The following is a 19,040-nucleotide window of genomic DNA, read 5'->3' as shown; positions in this document are numbered from 1 at the left end:
GTCAGCCGATCAGCGGGCGGAAGGTGCCGAGCGCGACGCTGACCGCCAGCGCCGCGCCGGCCAGCGCCGCCGCGCCCGCGACGAGCAGGCCGTCCGCGGTGGTGAAGCGCTGCCGCCGGGCCACCGTACGCGGGAGGCCGGCATCGAACCCACGGGCGTCCATCGCGACGGCCAGCCGGGTGCCCCGGCGGATCGCCCCGACCAGCAGGGCGAACGCCGTCGACACGAAGAGCCGCAGCTTGGCGACCGGGTTGCGGCCGGCGTCCACGCCCCGGGCCCGCCGGGCCATGCTGATCATCCGCCATTCCTGTTCCAGCAGCGGCACCAGCCGGAACGCGGCCAGCGCGCCGATGGCGAACCGGGCCGGCGCCTTCGCGTTCTGGATCAACGCGTCGGCCAGGTCGGTGGCGTCGGTGGTGGCGAAGACGAGGATCCCGGGCAGCGCCACGGCGAGCGTCCGCAGCACCAGGCCCAGCGCGGTGACCAGCACCCCCTCGGTGACCACCACCGGGCCGGCCTCGACCAGCACCCGGCCGGACCGGTCGGCGGCGAACAGCACCAGGGTGACCAGGATGCCGCCGGCGCTGGCCAGCAACGGCCACGCCCGCCGGGCGAGGATCCGGTAGCGGATGCCGAACAGCGGCAGCACCGCCAGCTCGATGGCGATGGCGATCGCCGGGGCCACCGGGTCCAGGGTGGCGATGAGGACGAACGAGAAGACCAGCGCGGCGGCCAGCTTCGCCACCGGGTTGCGGCGGGCCAGCGGAGCACCGGGCCGGGCCACCGGTGCCACGCTGATCACGGCCGCTCCAGGGTGAGGGTCCGGTCCGCGAGCGCGGCGACGAAGTCCGGGTCGTGGGTGACCGCGACGACGCCGTGGCCGGCGTCGCGCAGCTCGGCGAAGAGGTCGACGAGCTCCCCCCAGGTCCGCCGGTCCTGTCCGAAGGTGGGCTCGTCGCAGATCAGCAGGCGGGGCGCGGTGGCCAGGGCGGTCGCCACGCTCAGCCGCCGCGCCTCCCCACCCGAGAGGGTGTACGGGTTGGCGCCGGCCAGCCGGGTCAGCCGCAGCCGGTCCAGCAGCCCGTCCACGGTGGCCCGTACCGCCGCCTCGGGCTGGCCGGTCCGGCGCGGGCCGAGCGCCAACTCGTCGTAGACGCTGCCGGTGACGAACTGGTGTTCCGGGTCCTGGAAGACCGAGCCGATCCGCCGGGCCAGCAGGGGCGCGCGCCAGCGGTGCGGGGGAGTGCGCGCGTCCCGCCCGGCCAGGGCGGCCGTGGCGGTGGCCGTACCGGCGCCGGGGCGGAGCAGGCCGCCGAGCAGCAGGGCCAGGGTGGACTTGCCGGCGCCGTTCGGACCGAGGACGGCGAGCGCCTCGCCGGCGCGTACCTCGAGGTCGACGGCGGCCAGCCGGGGCGGCAGGCCGAGCCGGTCGGCGGTGAGCAACCAGTCGCCGGGCGGCGCGGTGGCGGGCCGGGGCGGCACGGTGCGACCCGGCACCCAGACCCCGGCGGCGGCGAGCGCGTCGCCGTGCGCGGCGAACACCGAGTCGGGCGGCCCGTCGGCCCGCACCCCGCCGCCCGCCTCCAGCACGACCACCCGGTCGACCAGCGGCAGCGCCTCGGCGACCCGGTGCTCCACCAGGATCAGCGTGGTGTCGACGTCGAGCGCGTCCGCGACGGCCCGCCGGATCAGCGCGGCACCGGCCGGGTCGAGGTTGGCGGTGGGTTCGTCGAGCAGCAGCAGCCCGGGCCGCGGGGCGAGCGCCCCGGCGAGGGCGAGGCGCTGCTGCTCACCGCCGGACAGCGCGGCGGTGGGCCGGTCCCGGTGGTACGGGAAACCGACCCGGCGCAGCGCCTCGTCGACCCGGGGCCAGATCTCCTCGGCGGGTACGCCCCGGTTCTCCAGCCCGAACGCGACGTCGTCGCCGCAGCGGGCCATCACCAGCTGGGTCTCCGGGTCCTGGAAGACGACGCCGACCCGTTCCCGGGCCTTGCGCGGGTCCAGCCCGTCGATCTCGACGGTGCCCTCCTGCTCGCCGCTGTCCTCGGGCAGCAGCCCGGCGAGCGCCGCCAGCAGGGTGCTCTTGCCCGCGCCGGACGCCCCCAGCAGCAGCACCCGCTCCCCGGCCTCGACGCGCAGGTCCACCCCCCGGACGGCCCACCCCTTCCGCCCCGCGTGCCGCCACCCGAACCCCCGCAACACCACCGCGCTCACACCCACACCCCCTTCCCGGCCCACCCCGCACCGTCGACCATGAGGTTGGCGGCAGTTTCAGAGATCCACATCGCCGCCAACCTCATGATCAACCCGCTGGTCCCGGCGGTCAGACGGCGGCGCGTTCGCGGCCGGCGGGGAAGCGGTCGAGGACGCCGGTGTTGGCCAGCGCGCGGGTGAGGAACCAGCCGCCGGCGCCGGCGATCACGGTGGCGCTCACGATCGTCAGCAGCGCGTACGGGATCCGGTAGCTGACCAGCTCGTAGGTCTTGTTCCAGTAGACGAAGTCGAAGATCGCCGCGGTCAGGCCGGTCAGCGCACCGGCCAGCAGCGCGGCCGGCAGCCGGTACGAGCGGTACCGCAGAGCGGCGAAGGCCAGCTCGGCGCCGACGCCCTGCATCAGGCCCTGCACGATGACGGTGCCGCCCCACTGGCTGCCCAGCAGCGCGGAGACGATCGCCGCCACCAGCTCGCAGTACAGCGACGCGCCCGGCTTGCGGATGACCAGGCCGCCGAGGACGGCCGGCACCAGCCAGACGCCGTAGATGAGGGTCTGCGCCGGCGGGAAGAAGGCGAAGGCGGCGTCGGTGGCGCTCCAGACCAGGCCCCAGGCCCAGAAGATCACGCCGAAGGCGACCGCGATCACGGAGGCGATGACGATGTCGATGGTCCGCCACCGGTTGGTGGTGTGGTTCATGGCTGCTCCCAGTTCGTCGAGGGTGAACCAGGAGAAGACGCACGCCGCGTCCGGATGCCCGGACGACGGCGCGGCTGGAGGTTGACCGAACTCCCTGCGCTGGCATTACCCAGATCAGGTTCGAGGGTCTGCGGGCACCGGCCCGCACTCTCAGCGCTGTGCGCTCCCCTGTCGGATGTGAAGTTGTCTCCGGCAGACGCTAGCACCGGCGCCCACCGCCGGCCCAGCAGGGCGGGCGGCGCCGGCCCGGCTGGGTAGGCTGACCAACTTGATAGGAATCGTCGGTGATCATAGGTTAGCCGTGTGGACCGTGGCGCTTCGTCTTTGGGCTGGTTCGGGGGAGATTCCGGTGAGGTGGGCCGGTCGTGATCGCGGGTTCTCCTGGATCGATGTCGAGGCGATGAGCCGGTGACCGGAAAGCTGCCGCTGGCTGAGGGCGAGGCCTCCCGCACCGCTTGCGCCCGCACGTTGCTCCGATCAGGGGTGGACGAGGAGACCGGTGAGGTCCTGCCGCAGGCGGTGCTGGCGCAACGGATCGGCTGGTGTGCCGATCTGGTGGCGGGGATGGTCTCCGGCCTGTTGGTTGAGCGCTGGAACTCCGCGGATGCGGAGGTGTTGGCCTCCGGACACGACGCGGGGGGCCGGAAGCTTCCGTCGAACGCGTGGATGGCGTTGCGGCGTTTGGGCTGGACCGTCACCACGGCCGAGGGTGTGAGGGTCAATGACCGGATCGTGCGGATGGCCCAGGAGCAGGCGGGCCGCATTCTGCGCTCGGCGTCGTGGCGTGCTGGCCTGACCGGCGGGGTGCTGGCGACGTGGCCGGCCGATCCGCGTCAGCGCACCGCGCAGGAGTGGGAGCAGGTACGCAAGGCGGTTCCGGGCGGGGAGCATCTGCCGTCGAGCGTCATCAAGTCCCGCACGCGGCAGGTTGCCAGGTTCCGTGCCGTCAATGGCCGTCTGCCGGTGGACGTGTTCGAGCTGGAAGGCGTCCCGAGGGTCCCGCGGATGCTGTTGCTGGCCGCGTGTGACCGGCAGCAGGCCACCATCGAACGCGGCGACACCGACCCTCGGAGGGTGTTGCTGCGGTTGCAGCTTCCCTCACGTCCGGATCCGCGATCGTATCGGGATTGGACGTGGGTGGCCTGTCCGATCAGCCTGCCGCCCACGGTCCCCGCGGGCGCGGTGGTGCACCTGCCCACCCTCCGGGTCACCGGCCGGCAGGTGCGCGCCGATATGGCATACAGCCATCCGGTGCCGAAGGCCGGGCGCGCCGGTCACACGGTGGCGGTCGGGGTGGACTGGGGTCTGAACACTCTCCTCAGCGCGGGAGCCCTGCGCCTGCACGAGGATGGGCGGATCACCGCGTTGGGGGCGGGTGGTCAGTTCCGGGCCGCCGGGGTCCTCGCGAAACAGCACCGCCTGCGCCGTCACGGTGAGCGGCTGCACGCCAAAGCCGACCACTACCAACGCCTCGCTGGCGGCAACGAGCGGCATCACCTCGTCGGCAAGCTTGCGGTACTGCGTGACGAGATCCGCCACGTCTCCGACCGCCGCTCCAACCTGAACGCCGCGCTCGCGTGGGCCGCCGCCCGCTGGGCGGTCGACCAGGCCATCGCCGCCCGGGCGACCGTCATCTACGTCGAAGACCTGCGGTCCTTGGAGGCCAAGGGCATGGGCGCCACCCTCAACACCCGCCTGTCCCAGCAGGTGCGCGGGCAGATCGTCGACCGGATGCGACACCTCGCCGCCGAGGCGGGTATCGCCGTCGTCACCACGCCTGCCCGCAACACCTCGAAGCACTGCCCGCAATGCTTGACCCCGCTACGGCACTGCAAGGCCCCGGATAAGCCGACCGTGGCGGGTTGGAAGTGGGCCGTCTGCCCCCACCAGTCCTGCCGTTGGGAGGGCGACCGCGACCACGGTGCCTGGCGGCGCATCGCCGCCCGCGGCCTCACCCACCAGGCCAAGACCGTCACCGACAAGACCACCGGGCACATGGTCATCCGCGCCGTGGTCGACAAACTCGAAGCCTCCGCGGTCATCACGAAGACCCGCCGGGCCGACCGGTCGAAGACCGGCCCCACCCGGCGCAAGGCACCACGCCCCGCGCCCAGGCGACGCAGGGCACCCTCCCCCACCCGGCCCCACCGCCGAGCGGGAAAGCGTCCGGAGGGACACGCACCAACGGACCGGAAGCTGCCCCGCGCAGCCCACCGACACCAGGGCGTGAACACGACCAGCACACCCACCCCCGGCCACCAGCCACGCGGAGCCGCCCTGGGCGCAGGATTCCACTTCCACGCCCACGCGACACCACCACGGTGGGAAACGATCCCGGAAACCCAATCCGACTCAAGATCACTAAGCTGATCAGGGACGCTGCCGATCATGCGGGTCGACGCGCGAGGTCTGACGTTCGAGGTACGCACCTGCGGTCCCGAGGACGGCGTCCCGGTCCTGCTGCTGCACGGCTTCCCGCAGCACGGCGGCGAGTGGGACGGGGTGGTGCCCGCGCTGCACGCCGCCGGGCTGCGCACGTACGCGCTAGACCAGCGCGGCTACTCGCCGGGTGCCCGGCCGGCGGCGGTCGAGGCGTACCGGATCCCGGAGCTGGTGGCGGACGCGGCCGGCGTGCTCGACGCGCTCGGCGTCAAGGCCGCGCACGTGGTCGGGCACGACTGGGGGGCGATCGTGGCCTGGGGTCTGGCGGCGGTGCACCCGGAGCGGGTCCGCACCCTGACCGCGGTGTCGGTGCCGCATCCGGCGGCGATGGCCCACGCGCTCGCCACCGACCCGCGGCAGAAGGCCCGCTCCGCGTACATCGCGCTGTTCCGCAAGCCGGGCAAGGCGGAGCGGGTGCTGCTCGCGCTCGACGCCACCGCGCTGCGCCGGATGCTCGGCGGGGTGGGCGACCGCGCGCGGGTGGCCCGCTACGCCGACCCGATGCGCGAGCCGGCCGCGTTGACCGCCGCGTTGAACTGGTACCGGGCCATGACCGGGTCGGACCTGAAGGCCGTCGGGCCGGTGGACGTGCCGACCACCTTCGTGTGGAGCGACCGGGACATCGCGATCGGCCGGACGGCGGCCGAGTCCTGCGCCGCGCACGTGACCGGCGACTACCGGTTCGTCGAACTGTCCGGCGTGACGCACTGGATCCCGGACGAGGCGCCCGCCCCGTTGGCCGCGGCGATCCTCGCCCGGGTGGGCCGATGATCGCCGGCGCCGCACCGGCCCGGCCGCATACCCGCGCGTCGCTCGCCGCCCAGTTCCGCGCCCTCGGCGTACGCCCCGGCGGGACTGTGCTGGTGCACGCGGCGCTGGGCCCGCTGGGTTTTCTCTGCGGCGGGCCGGAGGCGGTGCTGCTCGCCCTGCGCGATGTGCTCGGTCGGGACGGGACGGTCGTGGTGCCCACCCACACGCCGGACAACAGCGACCCCGCGGGCTGGTCGAACCCGCCGGTGCCCGAGGACTGGTGGCCGGTCATCCGGGCCGAGCTGCCCGGCTTCGATCCGGCGGTGACGCCGAGCCGGTTCATGGGTGCCCTGGCCGAGCTGGTCCGCACCTGGCCGGGCGCCCGGCGCAGCGACCACCCGTACGTCTCGTTCGCCGCGCTCGGGCCGGCCGCCGACCGGATCGTCGCCGGCCACGCGCTGGCCGGCATGCTCGGCGAGGGTTCCCCGCTGGCCCGCCTCTACGACCTGGACGCCGACGTCCTGCTGCTCGGTGTGGGCCACGACAGCAACACGTCGCTGCACCTGGCGGAGTACCGGCAGCCGGCGCCGCCCCGGCAGCGCTGCGGCGGGGCCGTGCTGACCGGCGACGGTGGCCGCGAGTGGGTGTGGTGGGAGGACATCGTCCTCGATGAGGGGGACTTCGCCCGGCTCGGCGTCGACCTGGAGGCCACCGGTGCGGTAGGGCTCGGGCCGGTCGGCGACGGGACGGGCCGGTTGATGAGGCAGCGGGTGGCGGTCGACTTCGCGGTGGACTGGCTGGCCCGGAACCGACGGACGGAGGAATTATGAGCGTGAGCGAGCGAAGCGAGCGAACCATCCGGCTCAGCAGCGTGGCGCCTCGCGCCGCCGCGGAGCGAAGCGAGGCGGCGGCGTGAGCGCCGAGGCGTACCTGGCGGTGGTGACCGAGACGATCGGCCGGGTGGCCGCCGGCCAGCGGGAGGGGGTGGCCCGGGCCGCCGACCTGATCGCCGAGTCGCTGCGCGCCGACGGGGTGGTCCACGCGTTCGGCACCGGGCATTCGGAGGCCCTGGCCATGGAGATCGCCGGCAGGGCCGGCGGGCTGGTCCCCACCAACCGGATCGCCCTGCGTGACCTGGTCCTGTACGGCGGTGAGCCGGTCGACGTGCTCGGCCCGAAACTGGAGCGCGAGCCCGAGGTGGCGCACCGCCTCTACGAGCTGGCCCCGATCCGCCCGCAGGACGTCTTCGTGCTCGCCTCCAACTCCGGGGTGAACGGCGCGATGGTGGAGTTCGCGTCCATCGTCAAGGAACGCGGGCACGCGCTGATCGCGATCACCTCGGCGGCGCACTCCGCCCGGATGACCTCGCGCCACCCGTCCGGCCGCAAGCTGGCCGACTTCGCCGACGTGGTGCTCGACAACGGGGCCCCGTACGGCGACGCCACCCTGCCGCTGCCCGGCGGCGGCGCGGTCGGCGCGGTCTCCTCGATCACCGCCGCGCTGCTGGCGCAGCAGGTCGTGGCGGAGGTGGTGGCCCGGCTGCTGGCGGCGGGGGAGCGGCCCCCGGTCTACCTGTCGGCCAACATCACCGGCGGCGACGAGCACAACGCCGAGCTGGAGGCCCGGTACGCCGGCCGGATCCGCCGGGGTGCATGAACCGGTTTCGCGACGGCGCGGACCGGGCACAGGCGTGCTGCCGGCGGGGGCTCCCCGCCGGCAGTACCGTCTTCCCTGGAGGTAGCGCGTGTCCAAGGAAACCGAGAAGCAGCGTTGGCAGCGCAACTTCGCCGACCTGCTCCAGGAGCTGCGGGTGGCGCAGACCGGGGTGCAGATCCTCTTCGCCTTCCTGCTTACCCTGCCGTTCAGCAATGGTTTCACCCGGACCACCGGCTTCCAGAAGCACGTTTACATCGTCTCGCTGCTGGCCGCCGCCGCGGCCACCGCGATGATCATCTCGCCGGTGGCCTTTCACCGGGCGCTGTTCCGTCAGGGCCGCAAGCCGGAACTGGTGCGGTACGCCCACCTGATGGCCACCGGCGGGCTGGCCTTCATGCTGATCTCGATGGTCAGCGCGGTCCTGCTGATCACCGACTTCGTGCTGAGCCGGCCGGTCGCCCTGGTGCTGAGCGCGCTGACCGCGGTGTGGTTCCTGGTCTTCTGGTTGATCCTGCCGTTCGCCCGGCGCAACTGGGGTGACGGCGACATCGACGACGAGGACGACGACCCGGTGGTGCTGCCCGGCGACTGACCGGCGCCGGTCCCGCCAAATCGGACGTGCGTCGAAGGCTACCGCTGGGTAACAACCGGGGGTAGCGTCGTTCTCGTCGAGCACGTCGACGCAGCCGGACCGAGGTCTCCAGGAGGCAGCCGTGACCACGACACAGAACAGCCGGCCCGATCCCGCCGGACCCGGGGGCCCGACCGGTCGGGTGACCCCCATCGACGACTCCAGCTCGGCGCGTCTGTCGCCGGGCCGCGACCCGGAGCCCGTCGTCGACGACGCCGAACCGCCGGCCGGCACGGCCGCCGCGATCGATCAGGCGGGCGGGGTGGGACCGCTGCCCACCGAGGCGGGCCAGGTCTCCGAGAAGGAGGCCCGCCAGGTCGCCGAGGCGGCCCGGGAGACGGCCTGGGACCGGCCCAGCTTCGGCAAGGAACTCTTCCTCGGCCGGTTCCGGCTCGATCTGATCAACCCGTGGCCCCGCGCGAAAGCCGAGGACGTCGCGCGGGCCGAGGAGTTCCTCGGCGCGTTCGGGGCGTACCTGGACTCCGAGGTGGACGGCGCGGCGATCGAGCGGGACGCGCGCATCCCGGACGAGGTGTTCCGCGGGCTGGCCCGGCTGGGCGCGTTCGGCATGAAGATCGACCGGAAGTACGGCGGGCTCGGGCTGAGCAATCTGCACTACTGCCGGGCGCTGATGCGGGCCGGCTCGGTCAACCCGGCGATCAGCGCGCTGCTCTCCGCGCACCAGTCGATCGGTGTGCCGCAGCCGCTGAAGATGTTCGGCACGCCCGAGCAGAAGCAGCGCTTCCTGCCCCGGCTGGCCGCCGGTGAGGTGTCCGCCTTCCTGCTCACCGAGCCGGACGTCGGCTCCGACCCGGCGCGGCTGGCCACCACCGCGGAGCCGACCGAGGACGGCACCGGCTACCGGCTCAACGGGGTCAAGCTCTGGGCCACCAACGGCACGGTCGCCACGCTGCTGGTGGTGATGGCGCGGGTGCCGGCTGCCGAGGGGCGGCGCGGCGGCATCACTGCCTTCGTGGTGGACGGCGACAGCGAGGGCATCACGGTCGAGCGGCGCAACGCCTTCGTGGGCCTGCGCGGCCTGGAGAACAGCCTCACCCGGTTTCACGACGTGTTCGTGCCGAAGGAGAACGTGATCGGTGGCGAGGGCAAGGGCCTCAAGATCGCCCTGACCACGTTGAACACCGGGCGGCTCTCGCTGCCGGCCATGTGCGTGGGCGCCGGCAAGTGGTCGCTGAACGTGGCCCGGGAGTGGGCCGCCGACCGGGTTCAGTGGGGCCGGCCGGTCGGCGAGCACGAGGCGGTGGCCAAGAAGCTGTCGTTTATCGCCGCCACCACGTACGGCATGGAGAGCATGCTCGACCTCTGCTGCCTGCTCGCCGACGACGACCGTAACGACATCCGGATCGAGGCAGCGCTGGTGAAGCTCTACGCCAGCGAGATGGCCTGGAAGATCGCCGACGAGCTGATCCAGATCCGGGGTGGCCGCGGCTACGAGACGGCCGAGTCCCTGGCCGCCCGGGGCGAGCGGCCGGCCGCGGTTGAGCAGCTGCTGCGCGATCTGCGGATCAACCGGATCTTCGAGGGCTCCACGGAGATCATGCACCTGCTGATCGCCCGGGAGGCGGTCGACGCTCACCTCTCGGTGGCCGGCGACATCATCGACCCCGACGCCGGGCTGGGCCGCAAGGCGAAGGCGGGCGCCCGGGCCGGCGTCTTCTACGCGAAGTGGCTGCCCACCCTCGCCGTCGGCAAGGGTCAGGCACCCCGGGCGTACGCCGAGTTCGGCCCGCTCGCCGGCCATCTGCGGCACGTCGAGCGCGCCTCGCGCAAGCTGGCCCGGGCCACCTTCTACGCGATGTCCCGCTGGCAGGGAAAGATGGAGCGCAAGCAGGCCTTCCTCGGCCGGGTGGTGGACATCGGCGCGGAGCTGTTCGCGATGGCCGCGGTCTGCGTACGGGCCACCGCCGAACGGGCGGAGCACCCGGAGCACGTCGAGCTGGCTGACCTGTTCTGCCGGCAGGCCAGGCTGCGCGTCGACGAGCTGTTCACCGGGCTGTGGTCCAACACCGACTCGGTGGACGTGGCGGCCGCGAAGCGGATCCTCGCCGGCCGGTACGCCGCCCTGGAGGAGGGGGTGGTGACGCCGCCGGCCGACCGGCCGTGGGTGGCCCGCTGGCAGCCCGGCCCCTCCACCGCGCCGGACGTCCGCCGCCGCATCCCACCCGCCGGCTGACCGTCCCGCGCCGGCCCCCGGCTCCGCCGGTGACCTGATGCGGCCGGATTCACGGAAAGTGGGGGGCCTCGCCGCCCCGCGAGACCACACTTTCCGTGAATCCGTGCGGGAGGGGGCGGCGCCCGGGTGGGTCAGGAGGCGGCGATCGCCCAGGCCAGCACGCCGGCCAGGATGAGCCCGTTCAACCCGGCCAGCACCAGGTACGCGGCCGGCGGGATCTTGCGGCCCTTGCGGACGTAGCTCACCAGGACGCCCGCGTACGCGAGCAGCAGCACGGCGACGACGATCAGGAAGTACAGCACCGCAACACCCTACCGGCCGGCCCGCAGACCGAGTCTGCGCAGCTCCAGCGCGGCGAGCGCGTCGACGGTCGCGTCGTCGCCGCGGCGCCACGCCTCGGCCACGTCCGGCGCGATCCGGGCCAGCCGGCCGAGCGGCTGGCCGGCGAGCGCGCGCAGCGCCAGCAGGTCCCGGCCGGCGGGGGCGGTGGCGAGGGCCTGCGCCGCGCCGGCCCGGCGCATCCAGCGCACCCGTAGCGGCAGCCAGCCGAAGAGCACGAGCCCGAGCGGGAAGACGAGCACCGCGATGCTCAGCCCGAGGGCCAGCTGGCCGACCAGTTCCTGCTGGTCGCGGCCCGCCTCGGCGACCGCGCGGGCGGCCTCGGCGGCCTTGGTGAAGGGGGCGGTCAGCTCGTCCCCGACCAGCGGGACCCGGCCGACCTTGCCGCCGGCGTCGGCCAGGTTGTCGGCGAGGCCACCGCCGGCCCCCTCCAGCTTCTGTCCGGGTACGGCCAGCTTCTCGATCAGGTCGTGCAGCCAGAGCGCGAAGCGGATCGCCGCGTACACCCAGACGACCACGAGCAGATCGGTGAGGAACTGACGGAGGGCGGTCGGAAAACGGTCGGCGTAGATCTTCACGCCGGACAGCGTGCCACGGCTCGACGGCGCCGGCACCGACGGAATTGTCAGCCGGCGCAGGCCGGGCAGGTGCCGAAGATCTCCAGGGTGTGGCTGACCTCGGCATACCCGTGCTCGGCGGCGACCCGTTCCGCCCAGCGCTCCACCGCCGGCCCGGCCACCTCCACGGTCCGCCCGCAGGCCCGGCAGACCAGGTGGTGGTGATGACCCTGGCTGCACCGGCGGTAGAGGTGCTCGCCGCCGGGCGGGCGCATCACGTCGATCTCCCCGGCGTCGGCGAGCCCCTGCAAGGTGCGGTAGACGGTGGTGAGGCCGACCCGCTCGCCCCGCTCGCGCAGCATCGCGTACAGGTCCTGCGCGCTGTGGAAGCCCTCCACCTCGGCCAGCAGCGCGCTCACCGCGGTCCGCTGCCGGGTGCTGCGCTGCGCGCCCTCGGTCATGCCGCCGCCTCCCGCTGGTCGGCGTCGGGGATGGTGGCCCGCGTGATCATGCCGGGCCCTCCCCGGCGTGGCTGACGGCGTCCGCCACGATGTGCGCGACGTGCTCGTCCACCAGGGCGTACGCGATCTCCCGGCCGCGCCGGGAGCCGCGGACCACCCCGGCGCCGCGCAGCACCCGCAGGTGCTGGGAGACCAGCGGCTGCGGGGCGCCGAGCTTCTCCACCAGCTCGTGCACGCAGCGCTCACCCTGGGCCAGCTCGCTCACGATCGCCAGCCGGATGGGCGCCGACAGGGCGCGCAGCAGGTCACCCGCGCCCTCGAAGGCGTCGTATCCGTGTGTGGCGGTCACCTCGTAACGGTAACCAATCCCAGCAGCGGTGGCCCGGACGGGCTCACCGCAGCACCACCTCGTGCTCGTGCGGCTCGACGACGGGCGCGCCGGCCGGACGGGCCCGCTGGCGCAGCGCCCGCCAGCCCGCCGCGACGAGCGCGACCACCAGGAACGAGCCGATGGCCAGCAGCACCACCGAGGCGCCGGGCGCGGTGTCGGCGGTGGCGGCCACCCAGATCCCGGCTCCGGCCGCGAAGAGCCCCAGCGCCATGGCCGCCGTCATGGTGCTCCGGAAGCCCCGGGTCGCCTGCTGGGCGGTGGCCACCGGCACCACCATCAGGGCGCTGATCAGCAGCACCCCGACGGCCCGCATGGCGATGGTCACGGTCACCGCGGTGGTCACTGCGAGCAGCAGGTTGAGGGCCCGGACCGGCAGGCCGGAGACCCGGGCGTACTCCTCGTCGTGGCAGACCGCGAAGAGCGCCGGGCGCAGCGCCAGCATGGCCACCAGGACGGCCGTGCCGAGCACCAGGATGGTGATCAGGTCGCCGGGCGACGTCGTGGTCAGCGACCCGAAGAGGTACGCGTTGAGCGACGCGTTGCTGGCGTTGGAGAGCCCGACCAGCAGCACGCCGCCGGCGATGCCGCCGTAGAAGAGCAGTGCCAGGGCCAGGTCCCCGGAGGTACGGCCGCGCGCGCGGACCAGCTCGATGGCGATCGCGCCCAGCGTCGCCGCGATCACCGCCACCAGCACGGGGGAGCGGTTGAGCAGCAGTCCGGCGCCCACGCCGGTGAGCGCCACGTGGCCGATGCCGTCGCCGATCAGCGCCAGCCGCCGCTGCACCAGGTAGATCCCGAGCGCCGGGGCGGCCAGCCCGATGACCAGCGCGCCGACCAGGGCGCGCAGCATGAAGTCGTACTGGAAGAGGTCCATGTCACATGCTCCACAGTCCGGCGGGCTCCTCGTCGCAGTGCGGGTGCACGTGCTCGTGGTCAGGGTCCGCGTGGTGGCCGGCCGGCTCCGGCACGGGGCCGTCGTGGGCGATCCCGCCCTCGTGGACGACGACCGCCCGGCTGATCAGCGGGCGCAGTGGCCCCAGCTCGTGGGCGACCAGGAGCACGGTGCCGCCGCCGTCGACGAAGCCGCGCAGCGCGCCGGCGAACGCCGCCTGGCTGGCCGCGTCCACCCCGGCGGTCGGCTCGTCGAGCACCAGCAGCTCCGGCCGGCCGGCGAGGGCCCGGGCGATCAGGGTGCGCTGCTGCTGGCCCCCGGACAGGGTGGCGACCGGGTCACCCGCCCGGTCGGCGAGCCCGACCGCGCGCAGCGCCGCGGCGACCGCCTCCCGGTCGGCCCGTCCGGGCGGGCGCAGCAGGCCCCGGCGGGCCAGCCGGCCGGACGCGACCACCTCGGCCACCGTGGCCGGTACGCCGCCGCCCGCGCCGAGCCGCTGCGGGACGTACCCGATGCGGTGCCACTGCCGGAAACGGCGCTGCGGGGTGCCGAAGAGGGCGACCGACCCGGCGCTGAGCGGGACGAGGCCGAGCACGGCGCGGATCAGGGTCGACTTGCCAGTGCCGTTGGCGCCGAGCACCGCGACCACCTCACCGGCGGCCACGGCCAGCGAGACGTCCCGCAGCACGGGGCGGCCGTCGTAGCCGACGGCGGCATGCTCGACCTGGATGACGAGTGGTGTGTTCATGAGCAGTCCAGGGCGGTACGCAGGGTCTGGAGGTTGGCCCGCATCGCCGCGAGGTAGTCGCCCTCGGCGGGCGGGCCCTCGATCGGGTCGAGCACGGCGGTCTTCGCCCCGACCTCGCGGGCGATGGTCTCGGCGACCTTCGGGCTGACCAGCGTCTCGAAGAAGATGGTGGTGGCCCCGTGTTCCCGGGCCTCCTTCGTCACCTCAGCGAGGCGCTGCGGGGAGGGCTCGCTCTCCGGGGTCAGGCCGGTGAGGCCGATCTGCTCGAGCTGGTAGCGCTCGGCCAGGTAGCCGAACGCGGTGTGGCTGGTCACCATCTCCCGGCGCTGGCAGGTCTTCAGGCCCGCGGCGTAGTCGGCGTCAAGCTGCTCCAGCGTGGCGTGCAGGGTCTTCGCCCGGGCGGTGAAGTCGGCGGCGTGGTCCGGGTCGGCCTTGCCGAGCCGCTCGGCGAGCCGGTCGCCGATGGTGGCCAGCCGGGTCGGGTCGAGCCACACGTGCGGGTCCTTTCCGCCGCTCTCCTCCGCGTGCCCGTCCTCGCCCTCGTGCTGGTGCCCGCCGGCCGCCGCGTCGCGCAGTGGCTGCACGGTGGCCACGTCGAACGTGCGGTCACCGCCGTTCTGCTGGACCGCCTCGTCGACGGCCGGCTGGAAGCCGGCGAGGAAGACGATCAGCTCCGCGTCGCTGACCTGGCCGACCTGGCGCGGGTTGAGCTCCAGGTCGTGCGGCTCGGCGCCGGGCTTGGTGAGGTTGGTGACCTTGACCGCGTCCCCGCCGATCTGCTCGGCGAGGAACTGGAGCGGGTAGAAGGCCGCCACCACGTCGACCCGCTCCGGATCGCTCCCGCCGCCACCGCCGTCCGAGCAGGCGGCGACGCCGCCCAGGGCGAGCAGGGCGGCGGCGGTTGCGGCGAGGGCGTGCGAGGCGGTGCGGATGGTCATGTGACCAACTGTCCGCGATAACGAAATTGATTGTCAAAAACGCATGATTGCATGTCAGAGCAGCTTGGCCAGGGCGACCGCGAGCAACAGCGTCAAGATCACGAGCCGCAGCACCCGGGTCCCCGGGCGCTGCACCGGCCAGGTGACGCTCATCAGCCAGACCAGGCCCCCGGCCAGGGCGAGCAGCAGGACGCCGCCGACCGGGCCGGGCGCGAACAGGGCGACCAGCACCAGGGCCAGCGTGGCCAGGAACACCGCGGTCGGGTTGAGCCGGGCCGGAAGGGGACGCTGCGTACGCTGCATGCCACAGACTCTACGAGGAGGACCCGGGTGCTGGTCACCAACCGGTTCGTGGTGGACACCGATGTCGCGGCCGACTTCACCGAGCGGGCGCACGCGGCGCTCGCCGCCCTCGCCGCCCGCCCCGGCTACCTGCGCGGGGAACTGCTGCGGGCGCTGGACGACCCGACGCACTGGTGCCTGCTCAGCGAGTGGGAGTCCGTCGGGGCGTACCGGCGGGCGCTCGGCGGCTTCGACGTCAAGGTCACCGCCGTGCCGCTGCTGGCCCAGTCCGTCGACGAGCCCTCGGCGTACGAGACGTTGGCCAGCGCCGCGCCCGAGGGCGAGATCGTCGTCGTCGCCAGTGATCGGGCCGCAGGTCCTTACCGCTGAGGCCGGGGGCACTACCCTGGCGCGTATGACCGCTCCCGGACCGGCCGCCCCACCCCCGCACCCCGTGCCGTCCGCCGCGCCGCCGGTACCGGGCCCGCCGGCCGAGCCCGGCGTCCCCGCGCCGCCGGCGGGCCCGGGGGTCGCCCCGCCGTTCGCCGCTCCGCCCACCGAGGGGGGCCGGGCCCGGCTCTGGCTGGGCCTCGGCGTCGGCGCGCTCGCCGTGCTGCTCTGCTGCGGTGGGGGCGGTGCCGCCGTCGTCGGGCTGGCGGTCAGCAACGTGCAGGCCGTCGAGGAACAGGGCCGCGCGGTGACCGACAACTACTACCGGGCGCTGGTGCAGAAGAACTGGTCCAAGGCGTACGACCAGCTCTGCGACGACGCCCACCGCCGCGAGTCCCGGTCGGAGTTCGAGCAGCGGGTGGCCACCGAGCCGCAGATCTCCGGCTACCGGGTGGGCAAGGTCGACACCCAGACGCTGACCGTGCCGGTGGACGTGACGCTGGCCGGCGGCAAGCGGGAGGCCCAGACGGTGACGCTGGCGCCGGACCAGCAGACGGGTGCCGTGGAGGTCTGCGGGGTGAGCTGACCCTGCCCCGGTATTGTGCTGGGCTTGGGGACCGCGGTGGTCGTACCGTTGTCCCGGACCGTCCGGTTCCATCCATCACACCCCCGCCGACCGCCAGCCGGCGTAGGAGGAAACATGCCAGCCGACCGTATCGACGCCGTCGTCAGCCTCGCCAAGCGCCGGGGCTTCGTCTTCCCCTCTAGTGAGATCTATGGGGGCACCCGGTCGGCGTGGGACTACGGTCCGCTCGGCGTGGAACTCAAGGAGAACGTCCGCCGGCAGTGGTGGAAGACCATGGTCCAGCAGCGGGACGACGTCGTCGGTCTGGACTCCGCGGTCATCCTGGCCCGCCAGGTCTGGGCGGCCTCCGGTCACATCGCCGAGTTCGTCGACCCGCTGACCGAGTGCCAGTCCTGCCACAAGCGGTTCCGGGCCGACCATCTGGAGGAGGCGTTCGAGGCCAAGCACGGCCGGCCGTCGACCTCGCTGTCGGAGATCAACTGCCCGAACTGCGGCAACAAGGGCACCTTCACCGAGCCGAAGATGTTCAACGGCCTGATGAAGACCTACCTGGGCCCGGTGGAGAGCGAGGAGGGCCTGCACTACCTGCGCCCGGAGACCGCCCAGGGCATCTTCGTCAACTACAAGAACGTGGAGACGGTCGCCCGTAAGAAGCCGCCGTTCGGCATCGCGCAGACCGGCAAGTCGTTCCGCAACGAGATCACCCCCGGCAACTTCATCTTCCGGACCCGCGAGTTCGAGCAGATGGAGATGGAATTCTTCGTCGAGCCGGGCACCGACGAGCAGTGGCACGAGTACTGGCTCCAGGAGCGCTGGAACTGGTACCTCGACCTCGGCCTGTCGGAGAACAACCTGCGCTTCTACGAGCACCCCAAGGAGAAGCTCTCCCACTACTCGAAGCGCACCGTCGACATCGAGTACCGGTTCCAGTTCGGCGGCAGCGAGTTCGCCGAGCTGGAGGGCATCGCCAACCGCACCGACTTCGACCTGTCGACGCACAGCAAGCACTCCGGCGTCGACCTGTCGTACTTCGACCAGACCAAGCAGGAGCGCTGGATCCCGTACGTGATCGAGCCGGCCGCCGGCCTGACCCGCGCGGTGCTCGCCTTCCTGCTCGAGGCGTACGACGAGGACGAGGCCCCGAACACCAAGGGCGGCGTGGACAAGCGCACCGTGATGCGCTTCGACCCGCGGCTGTCGCCGGTCAAGGTGGCGGTGCTGCCGCTGTCCCGCAACGAGGCGCTCTCGCCGAAGGCCAAGCAGCTCGCCGCGGACCTGCGCAAGCGTTGGGTGGTCGAGTTCGACGACTCGCAGGCGATCGGCCGCCGCTACCGCCGCCAGGACGAGATCGGCACGCCGTTCTGCGTGACGGTCGACTTCGACACCCTTGAGGACAACGCGGTGACCGTGCGGAACCGGGACACCATGGCCCAGGAGCGCGTCTCGCTGGACCAGGTCGAGCGCTACCTGATCGAGCGCCTGCCCGGCTGCTGAGCTGGTAACGGGGCCCCGACCGCGTCGGTCGGGGCCCCGTACACTTGTGCGGTGACCGCCCCGACCCTGCCCGCGCTGCGCCCGTTGACCCTCGGGCGACACCAGGTGTGGCCGCCGGTGGTGCTCGCGCCGATGGCCGGGATCACCAACGTCGGCTTCCGCCGGCTGTGCCGGGAGCAGGGCGGCGGCATCTACGTCTGCGAGATGATCACCACCCGGGCACTGGTGGAGCGCAACCCGAAGACGCTGCGCATGATCGCCTTCGGCGCCGAGGAGCAGCCGCGCAGCCTCCAGCTCTACGGCACCGACCCGGAGATCACCGCCGCCGCCGTGCGGATCGTGGTCGAGCGGGACCTCGCCGACCACATCGACCTCAACTTCGGCTGCCCCGTCCCGAAGGTCACCCGGCGGGGTGGCGGGTCGGCCCTGCCATGGCGGCGCCGGCTCTTCGCCCGGCTCGTCAAGGCCGCGGTGGACGCCGCGTCACCCGCCGGGGTGCCGGTCACCGTCAAGATGCGCAAGGGCATCGACGACGACCACCTGACGTACGTCGAGGCCGGGCTTGCCGCCCAGGACGCCGGCGTCGCCGCGGTCGCCCTGCATGGGCGTACGGCCGCGCAACGCTACTCGGGCACCGCCGACTGGGATGCCATCGCCACCCTGAAGCAGGCGCTCGACGTGCCGGTGCTCGGCAACGGCGACATCTGGGAGGCCGACGACGCGCTGCGGATGGTCGCCCATACCGGGGTGGACGGCGTGGTGATCGGGCGGGGCTGCCTGGGCCGACCCTGGCTCTTCGCCGACCTGGAGGCCGCCTTCAACGGTCGGTCCAAGCGGCGGCTGCCGACCCTGGGCGAGGTGGCGGTCACCATGCGGCGCCACGCCGAGCTGCTGGTCGACCAGTTCGTGGCCGGCGCCCGTAACCCGGCCCGCGGCGAGCGGGACGGCTGCACCGACTTCCGCAAACACGTCGCCTGGTACCTCAAGGGTTTCCCGATCGGCAGTGAGCTGCGCCGGTCGCTGGCGATGATCGACAGCCTGGCCCAGTTCGACGACTTGCTCGGCAAGCTCGACCCGGCCGTACCGTTCCCGGTGGAGACCCTCGGTCAGCCCCGCGGCCGGACCAACTCCCCGGGCAAGGTCTTCCTGCCGGACGGCTGGCTGGCCAGCCGGGACGACGACACCCCGCCCGACGGCGCCGAACTGGACGACTCCGGCGGCTGACCCGCACCCGGCTCCGGGTGCCGAGACGACAACGGCCGGCCCGTGGTGGGCCGGCCGTGTGATGTCGGTGCGTCGGTCCACGGGAAAGCGACCACGTGCTGGCCGCTGGGGATGCCGGCGGTGAAGGTGCCGAAGGGCCGGCCCCTGGTGGGGC

General features: G+C 73.3%; 21 protein-coding genes and 1 riboswitch. Of the genes, 10 read left to right on the top strand and 11 right to left on the bottom strand.

Translation table 11 applies throughout. The features are described 5' to 3' along the window. Window position 1 precedes the first annotated feature (1 nt). The 3 genes from FXF52_RS13925 to FXF52_RS13915 all read right to left on the bottom strand — a co-directional run bounded on the left by FXF52_RS13925 (window position 2) and on the right by FXF52_RS13915 (window position 2,911). Complete coding sequence (locus tag FXF52_RS13925; protein WP_148797293.1) at window positions 2–802, bottom strand: energy-coupling factor transporter transmembrane protein EcfT; 801 nt, start codon at window positions 800–802, stop codon at window positions 2–4. Then, a complete protein-coding gene (locus FXF52_RS13920; protein WP_148797290.1) occupies window positions 799–2,214 on the bottom strand; it encodes an ABC transporter ATP-binding protein in 1,416 nt (471 codons plus the stop codon). The genes FXF52_RS13925 and FXF52_RS13920 overlap by 4 nt, the downstream gene beginning before the upstream one ends. Before the next feature lie 109 nt (window positions 2,215–2,323). Continuing rightward, window positions 2,324–2,911 carry an ECF transporter S component gene (locus FXF52_RS13915; RefSeq protein WP_148797287.1) on the bottom strand — a complete coding sequence of 196 codons (588 nt, stop codon included), beginning with the start codon at window positions 2,909–2,911 and terminating at the stop codon, window positions 2,324–2,326. A 73-nt stretch (window positions 2,912–2,984) separates the two neighbouring features. After that, window positions 2,985–3,091, bottom strand: a riboswitch (TPP riboswitch). A 228-nt stretch (window positions 3,092–3,319) separates the two neighbouring features. Here FXF52_RS13915 and FXF52_RS13910 point away from each other — a divergent pair. The 6 genes from FXF52_RS13910 (at window position 3,320) to FXF52_RS13885 (ending at window position 10,584) form a co-directional block, all read left to right on the top strand. Then, window positions 3,320–5,281, top strand: coding sequence for a zinc ribbon domain-containing protein (locus FXF52_RS13910; RefSeq protein ID WP_148797284.1), 1,962 nt, complete (start codon window positions 3,320–3,322; stop codon window positions 5,279–5,281). 18 nt (window positions 5,282–5,299) lie between these two features. Beyond that, window positions 5,300–6,124 carry an alpha/beta fold hydrolase gene (locus tag FXF52_RS13905; RefSeq protein WP_148797281.1) on the top strand — a complete coding sequence of 275 codons (825 nt, stop codon included), beginning with the start codon at window positions 5,300–5,302 and terminating at the stop codon, window positions 6,122–6,124. Then, window positions 6,121–6,933 carry an aminoglycoside N(3)-acetyltransferase gene (locus FXF52_RS13900; protein ID WP_148797278.1) on the top strand — a complete coding sequence of 271 codons (813 nt, stop codon included), beginning with the start codon at window positions 6,121–6,123 and terminating at the stop codon, window positions 6,931–6,933. Before FXF52_RS13905 ends, FXF52_RS13900 begins: the two co-directional genes overlap by 4 nt. Window positions 6,934–7,015: 82 nt before the next feature. Further along, window positions 7,016–7,759 carry a sugar isomerase domain-containing protein gene (locus FXF52_RS13895; protein WP_148797274.1) on the top strand — a complete coding sequence of 248 codons (744 nt, stop codon included), beginning with the start codon at window positions 7,016–7,018 and terminating at the stop codon, window positions 7,757–7,759. 88 nt (window positions 7,760–7,847) lie between these two features. Beyond that, complete coding sequence (locus tag FXF52_RS13890) at window positions 7,848–8,351, top strand: DUF6328 family protein (protein ID WP_148797271.1); 504 nt, start codon at window positions 7,848–7,850, stop codon at window positions 8,349–8,351. 283 nt (window positions 8,352–8,634) lie between these two features. Next, window positions 8,635–10,584, top strand: a complete 1,950-nt coding sequence (locus FXF52_RS13885) for an acyl-CoA dehydrogenase family protein (RefSeq protein WP_148797384.1) — start codon at window positions 8,635–8,637, stop codon at window positions 10,582–10,584. A gap of 131 nt (window positions 10,585–10,715) precedes the next feature. On the opposite strand, the gene FXF52_RS41620 is transcribed toward FXF52_RS13885, so the two are convergent. The 8 genes from FXF52_RS41620 to FXF52_RS13850 are packed head-to-tail and all read right to left on the bottom strand — an operon-like array spanning window position 10,716 to window position 15,213. Continuing rightward, window positions 10,716–10,886 carry a hypothetical protein gene (locus tag FXF52_RS41620; RefSeq protein ID WP_187413492.1) on the bottom strand — a complete coding sequence of 57 codons (171 nt, stop codon included), beginning with the start codon at window positions 10,884–10,886 and terminating at the stop codon, window positions 10,716–10,718. Between the two features lie 9 nt (window positions 10,887–10,895). Continuing rightward, window positions 10,896–11,501, bottom strand: coding sequence for a hypothetical protein (locus FXF52_RS13880; RefSeq protein ID WP_148797268.1), 606 nt, complete (start codon window positions 11,499–11,501; stop codon window positions 10,896–10,898). Window positions 11,502–11,548: 47 nt separating this feature from the next. Then, on the bottom strand, window positions 11,549–11,941 hold the full coding sequence (locus FXF52_RS13875; protein WP_148797265.1) for a Fur family transcriptional regulator: 393 nt from the start codon (window positions 11,939–11,941) through the stop codon (window positions 11,549–11,551). Window positions 11,942–11,987: 46 nt separating this feature from the next. Further along, complete coding sequence (locus FXF52_RS13870) at window positions 11,988–12,290, bottom strand: metalloregulator ArsR/SmtB family transcription factor (RefSeq protein ID WP_148797262.1); 303 nt, start codon at window positions 12,288–12,290, stop codon at window positions 11,988–11,990. A gap of 43 nt (window positions 12,291–12,333) precedes the next feature. Further along, complete coding sequence (locus FXF52_RS13865; protein WP_148797259.1) at window positions 12,334–13,206, bottom strand: metal ABC transporter permease; 873 nt, start codon at window positions 13,204–13,206, stop codon at window positions 12,334–12,336. 1 nt (window position 13,207) lies between these two features. Next, window positions 13,208–13,972 carry a metal ABC transporter ATP-binding protein gene (locus FXF52_RS13860; RefSeq protein ID WP_148797256.1) on the bottom strand — a complete coding sequence of 255 codons (765 nt, stop codon included), beginning with the start codon at window positions 13,970–13,972 and terminating at the stop codon, window positions 13,208–13,210. Next, window positions 13,969–14,910: a metal ABC transporter substrate-binding protein gene (locus FXF52_RS13855; protein WP_148797253.1), complete on the bottom strand. Its 942-nt coding sequence runs from the start codon at window positions 14,908–14,910 to the stop codon at window positions 13,969–13,971. Before FXF52_RS13855 ends, FXF52_RS13860 begins: the two co-directional genes overlap by 4 nt. A 54-nt stretch (window positions 14,911–14,964) precedes the next feature. Next, complete coding sequence (locus FXF52_RS13850) at window positions 14,965–15,213, bottom strand: DUF6703 family protein (protein WP_148797250.1); 249 nt, start codon at window positions 15,211–15,213, stop codon at window positions 14,965–14,967. Between the two features lie 27 nt (window positions 15,214–15,240). Here FXF52_RS13850 and FXF52_RS13845 point away from each other — a divergent pair, with 27 nt between their 5' ends. From FXF52_RS13845 to dusB, 4 genes are all read left to right on the top strand, one after another. Next, window positions 15,241–15,582: an antibiotic biosynthesis monooxygenase gene (locus FXF52_RS13845; RefSeq protein WP_148797247.1), complete on the top strand. Its 342-nt coding sequence runs from the start codon at window positions 15,241–15,243 to the stop codon at window positions 15,580–15,582. Between the two features lie 25 nt (window positions 15,583–15,607). Then, on the top strand, window positions 15,608–16,168 hold the full coding sequence (locus FXF52_RS13840; protein ID WP_255471929.1) for a hypothetical protein: 561 nt from the start codon (window positions 15,608–15,610) through the stop codon (window positions 16,166–16,168). Window positions 16,169–16,282: 114 nt separating this feature from the next. Further along, entirely contained in the window at window positions 16,283–17,662 is a 1,380-nt protein-coding gene (locus FXF52_RS13835) for a glycine--tRNA ligase (RefSeq protein WP_148797244.1), read from the top strand. A gap of 51 nt (window positions 17,663–17,713) precedes the next feature. Then, the gene (gene dusB, locus FXF52_RS13830; protein ID WP_148797241.1) at window positions 17,714–18,886 is read left to right on the top strand and encodes a tRNA dihydrouridine synthase DusB; all 1,173 of its coding nucleotides are present in this window, start codon (window positions 17,714–17,716) and stop codon (window positions 18,884–18,886) included. Window positions 18,887–19,040 lie beyond the last annotated feature (154 nt).

Source organism: Micromonospora sp. MP36, assembly GCF_008119785.1.
Lineage (GTDB): Bacteria > Actinomycetota > Actinomycetes > Mycobacteriales > Micromonosporaceae > Micromonospora.
The sequence above is the reverse complement of the archived record's forward strand: the minus strand, read 5'-3'. Positions and strand labels throughout refer to the sequence as shown.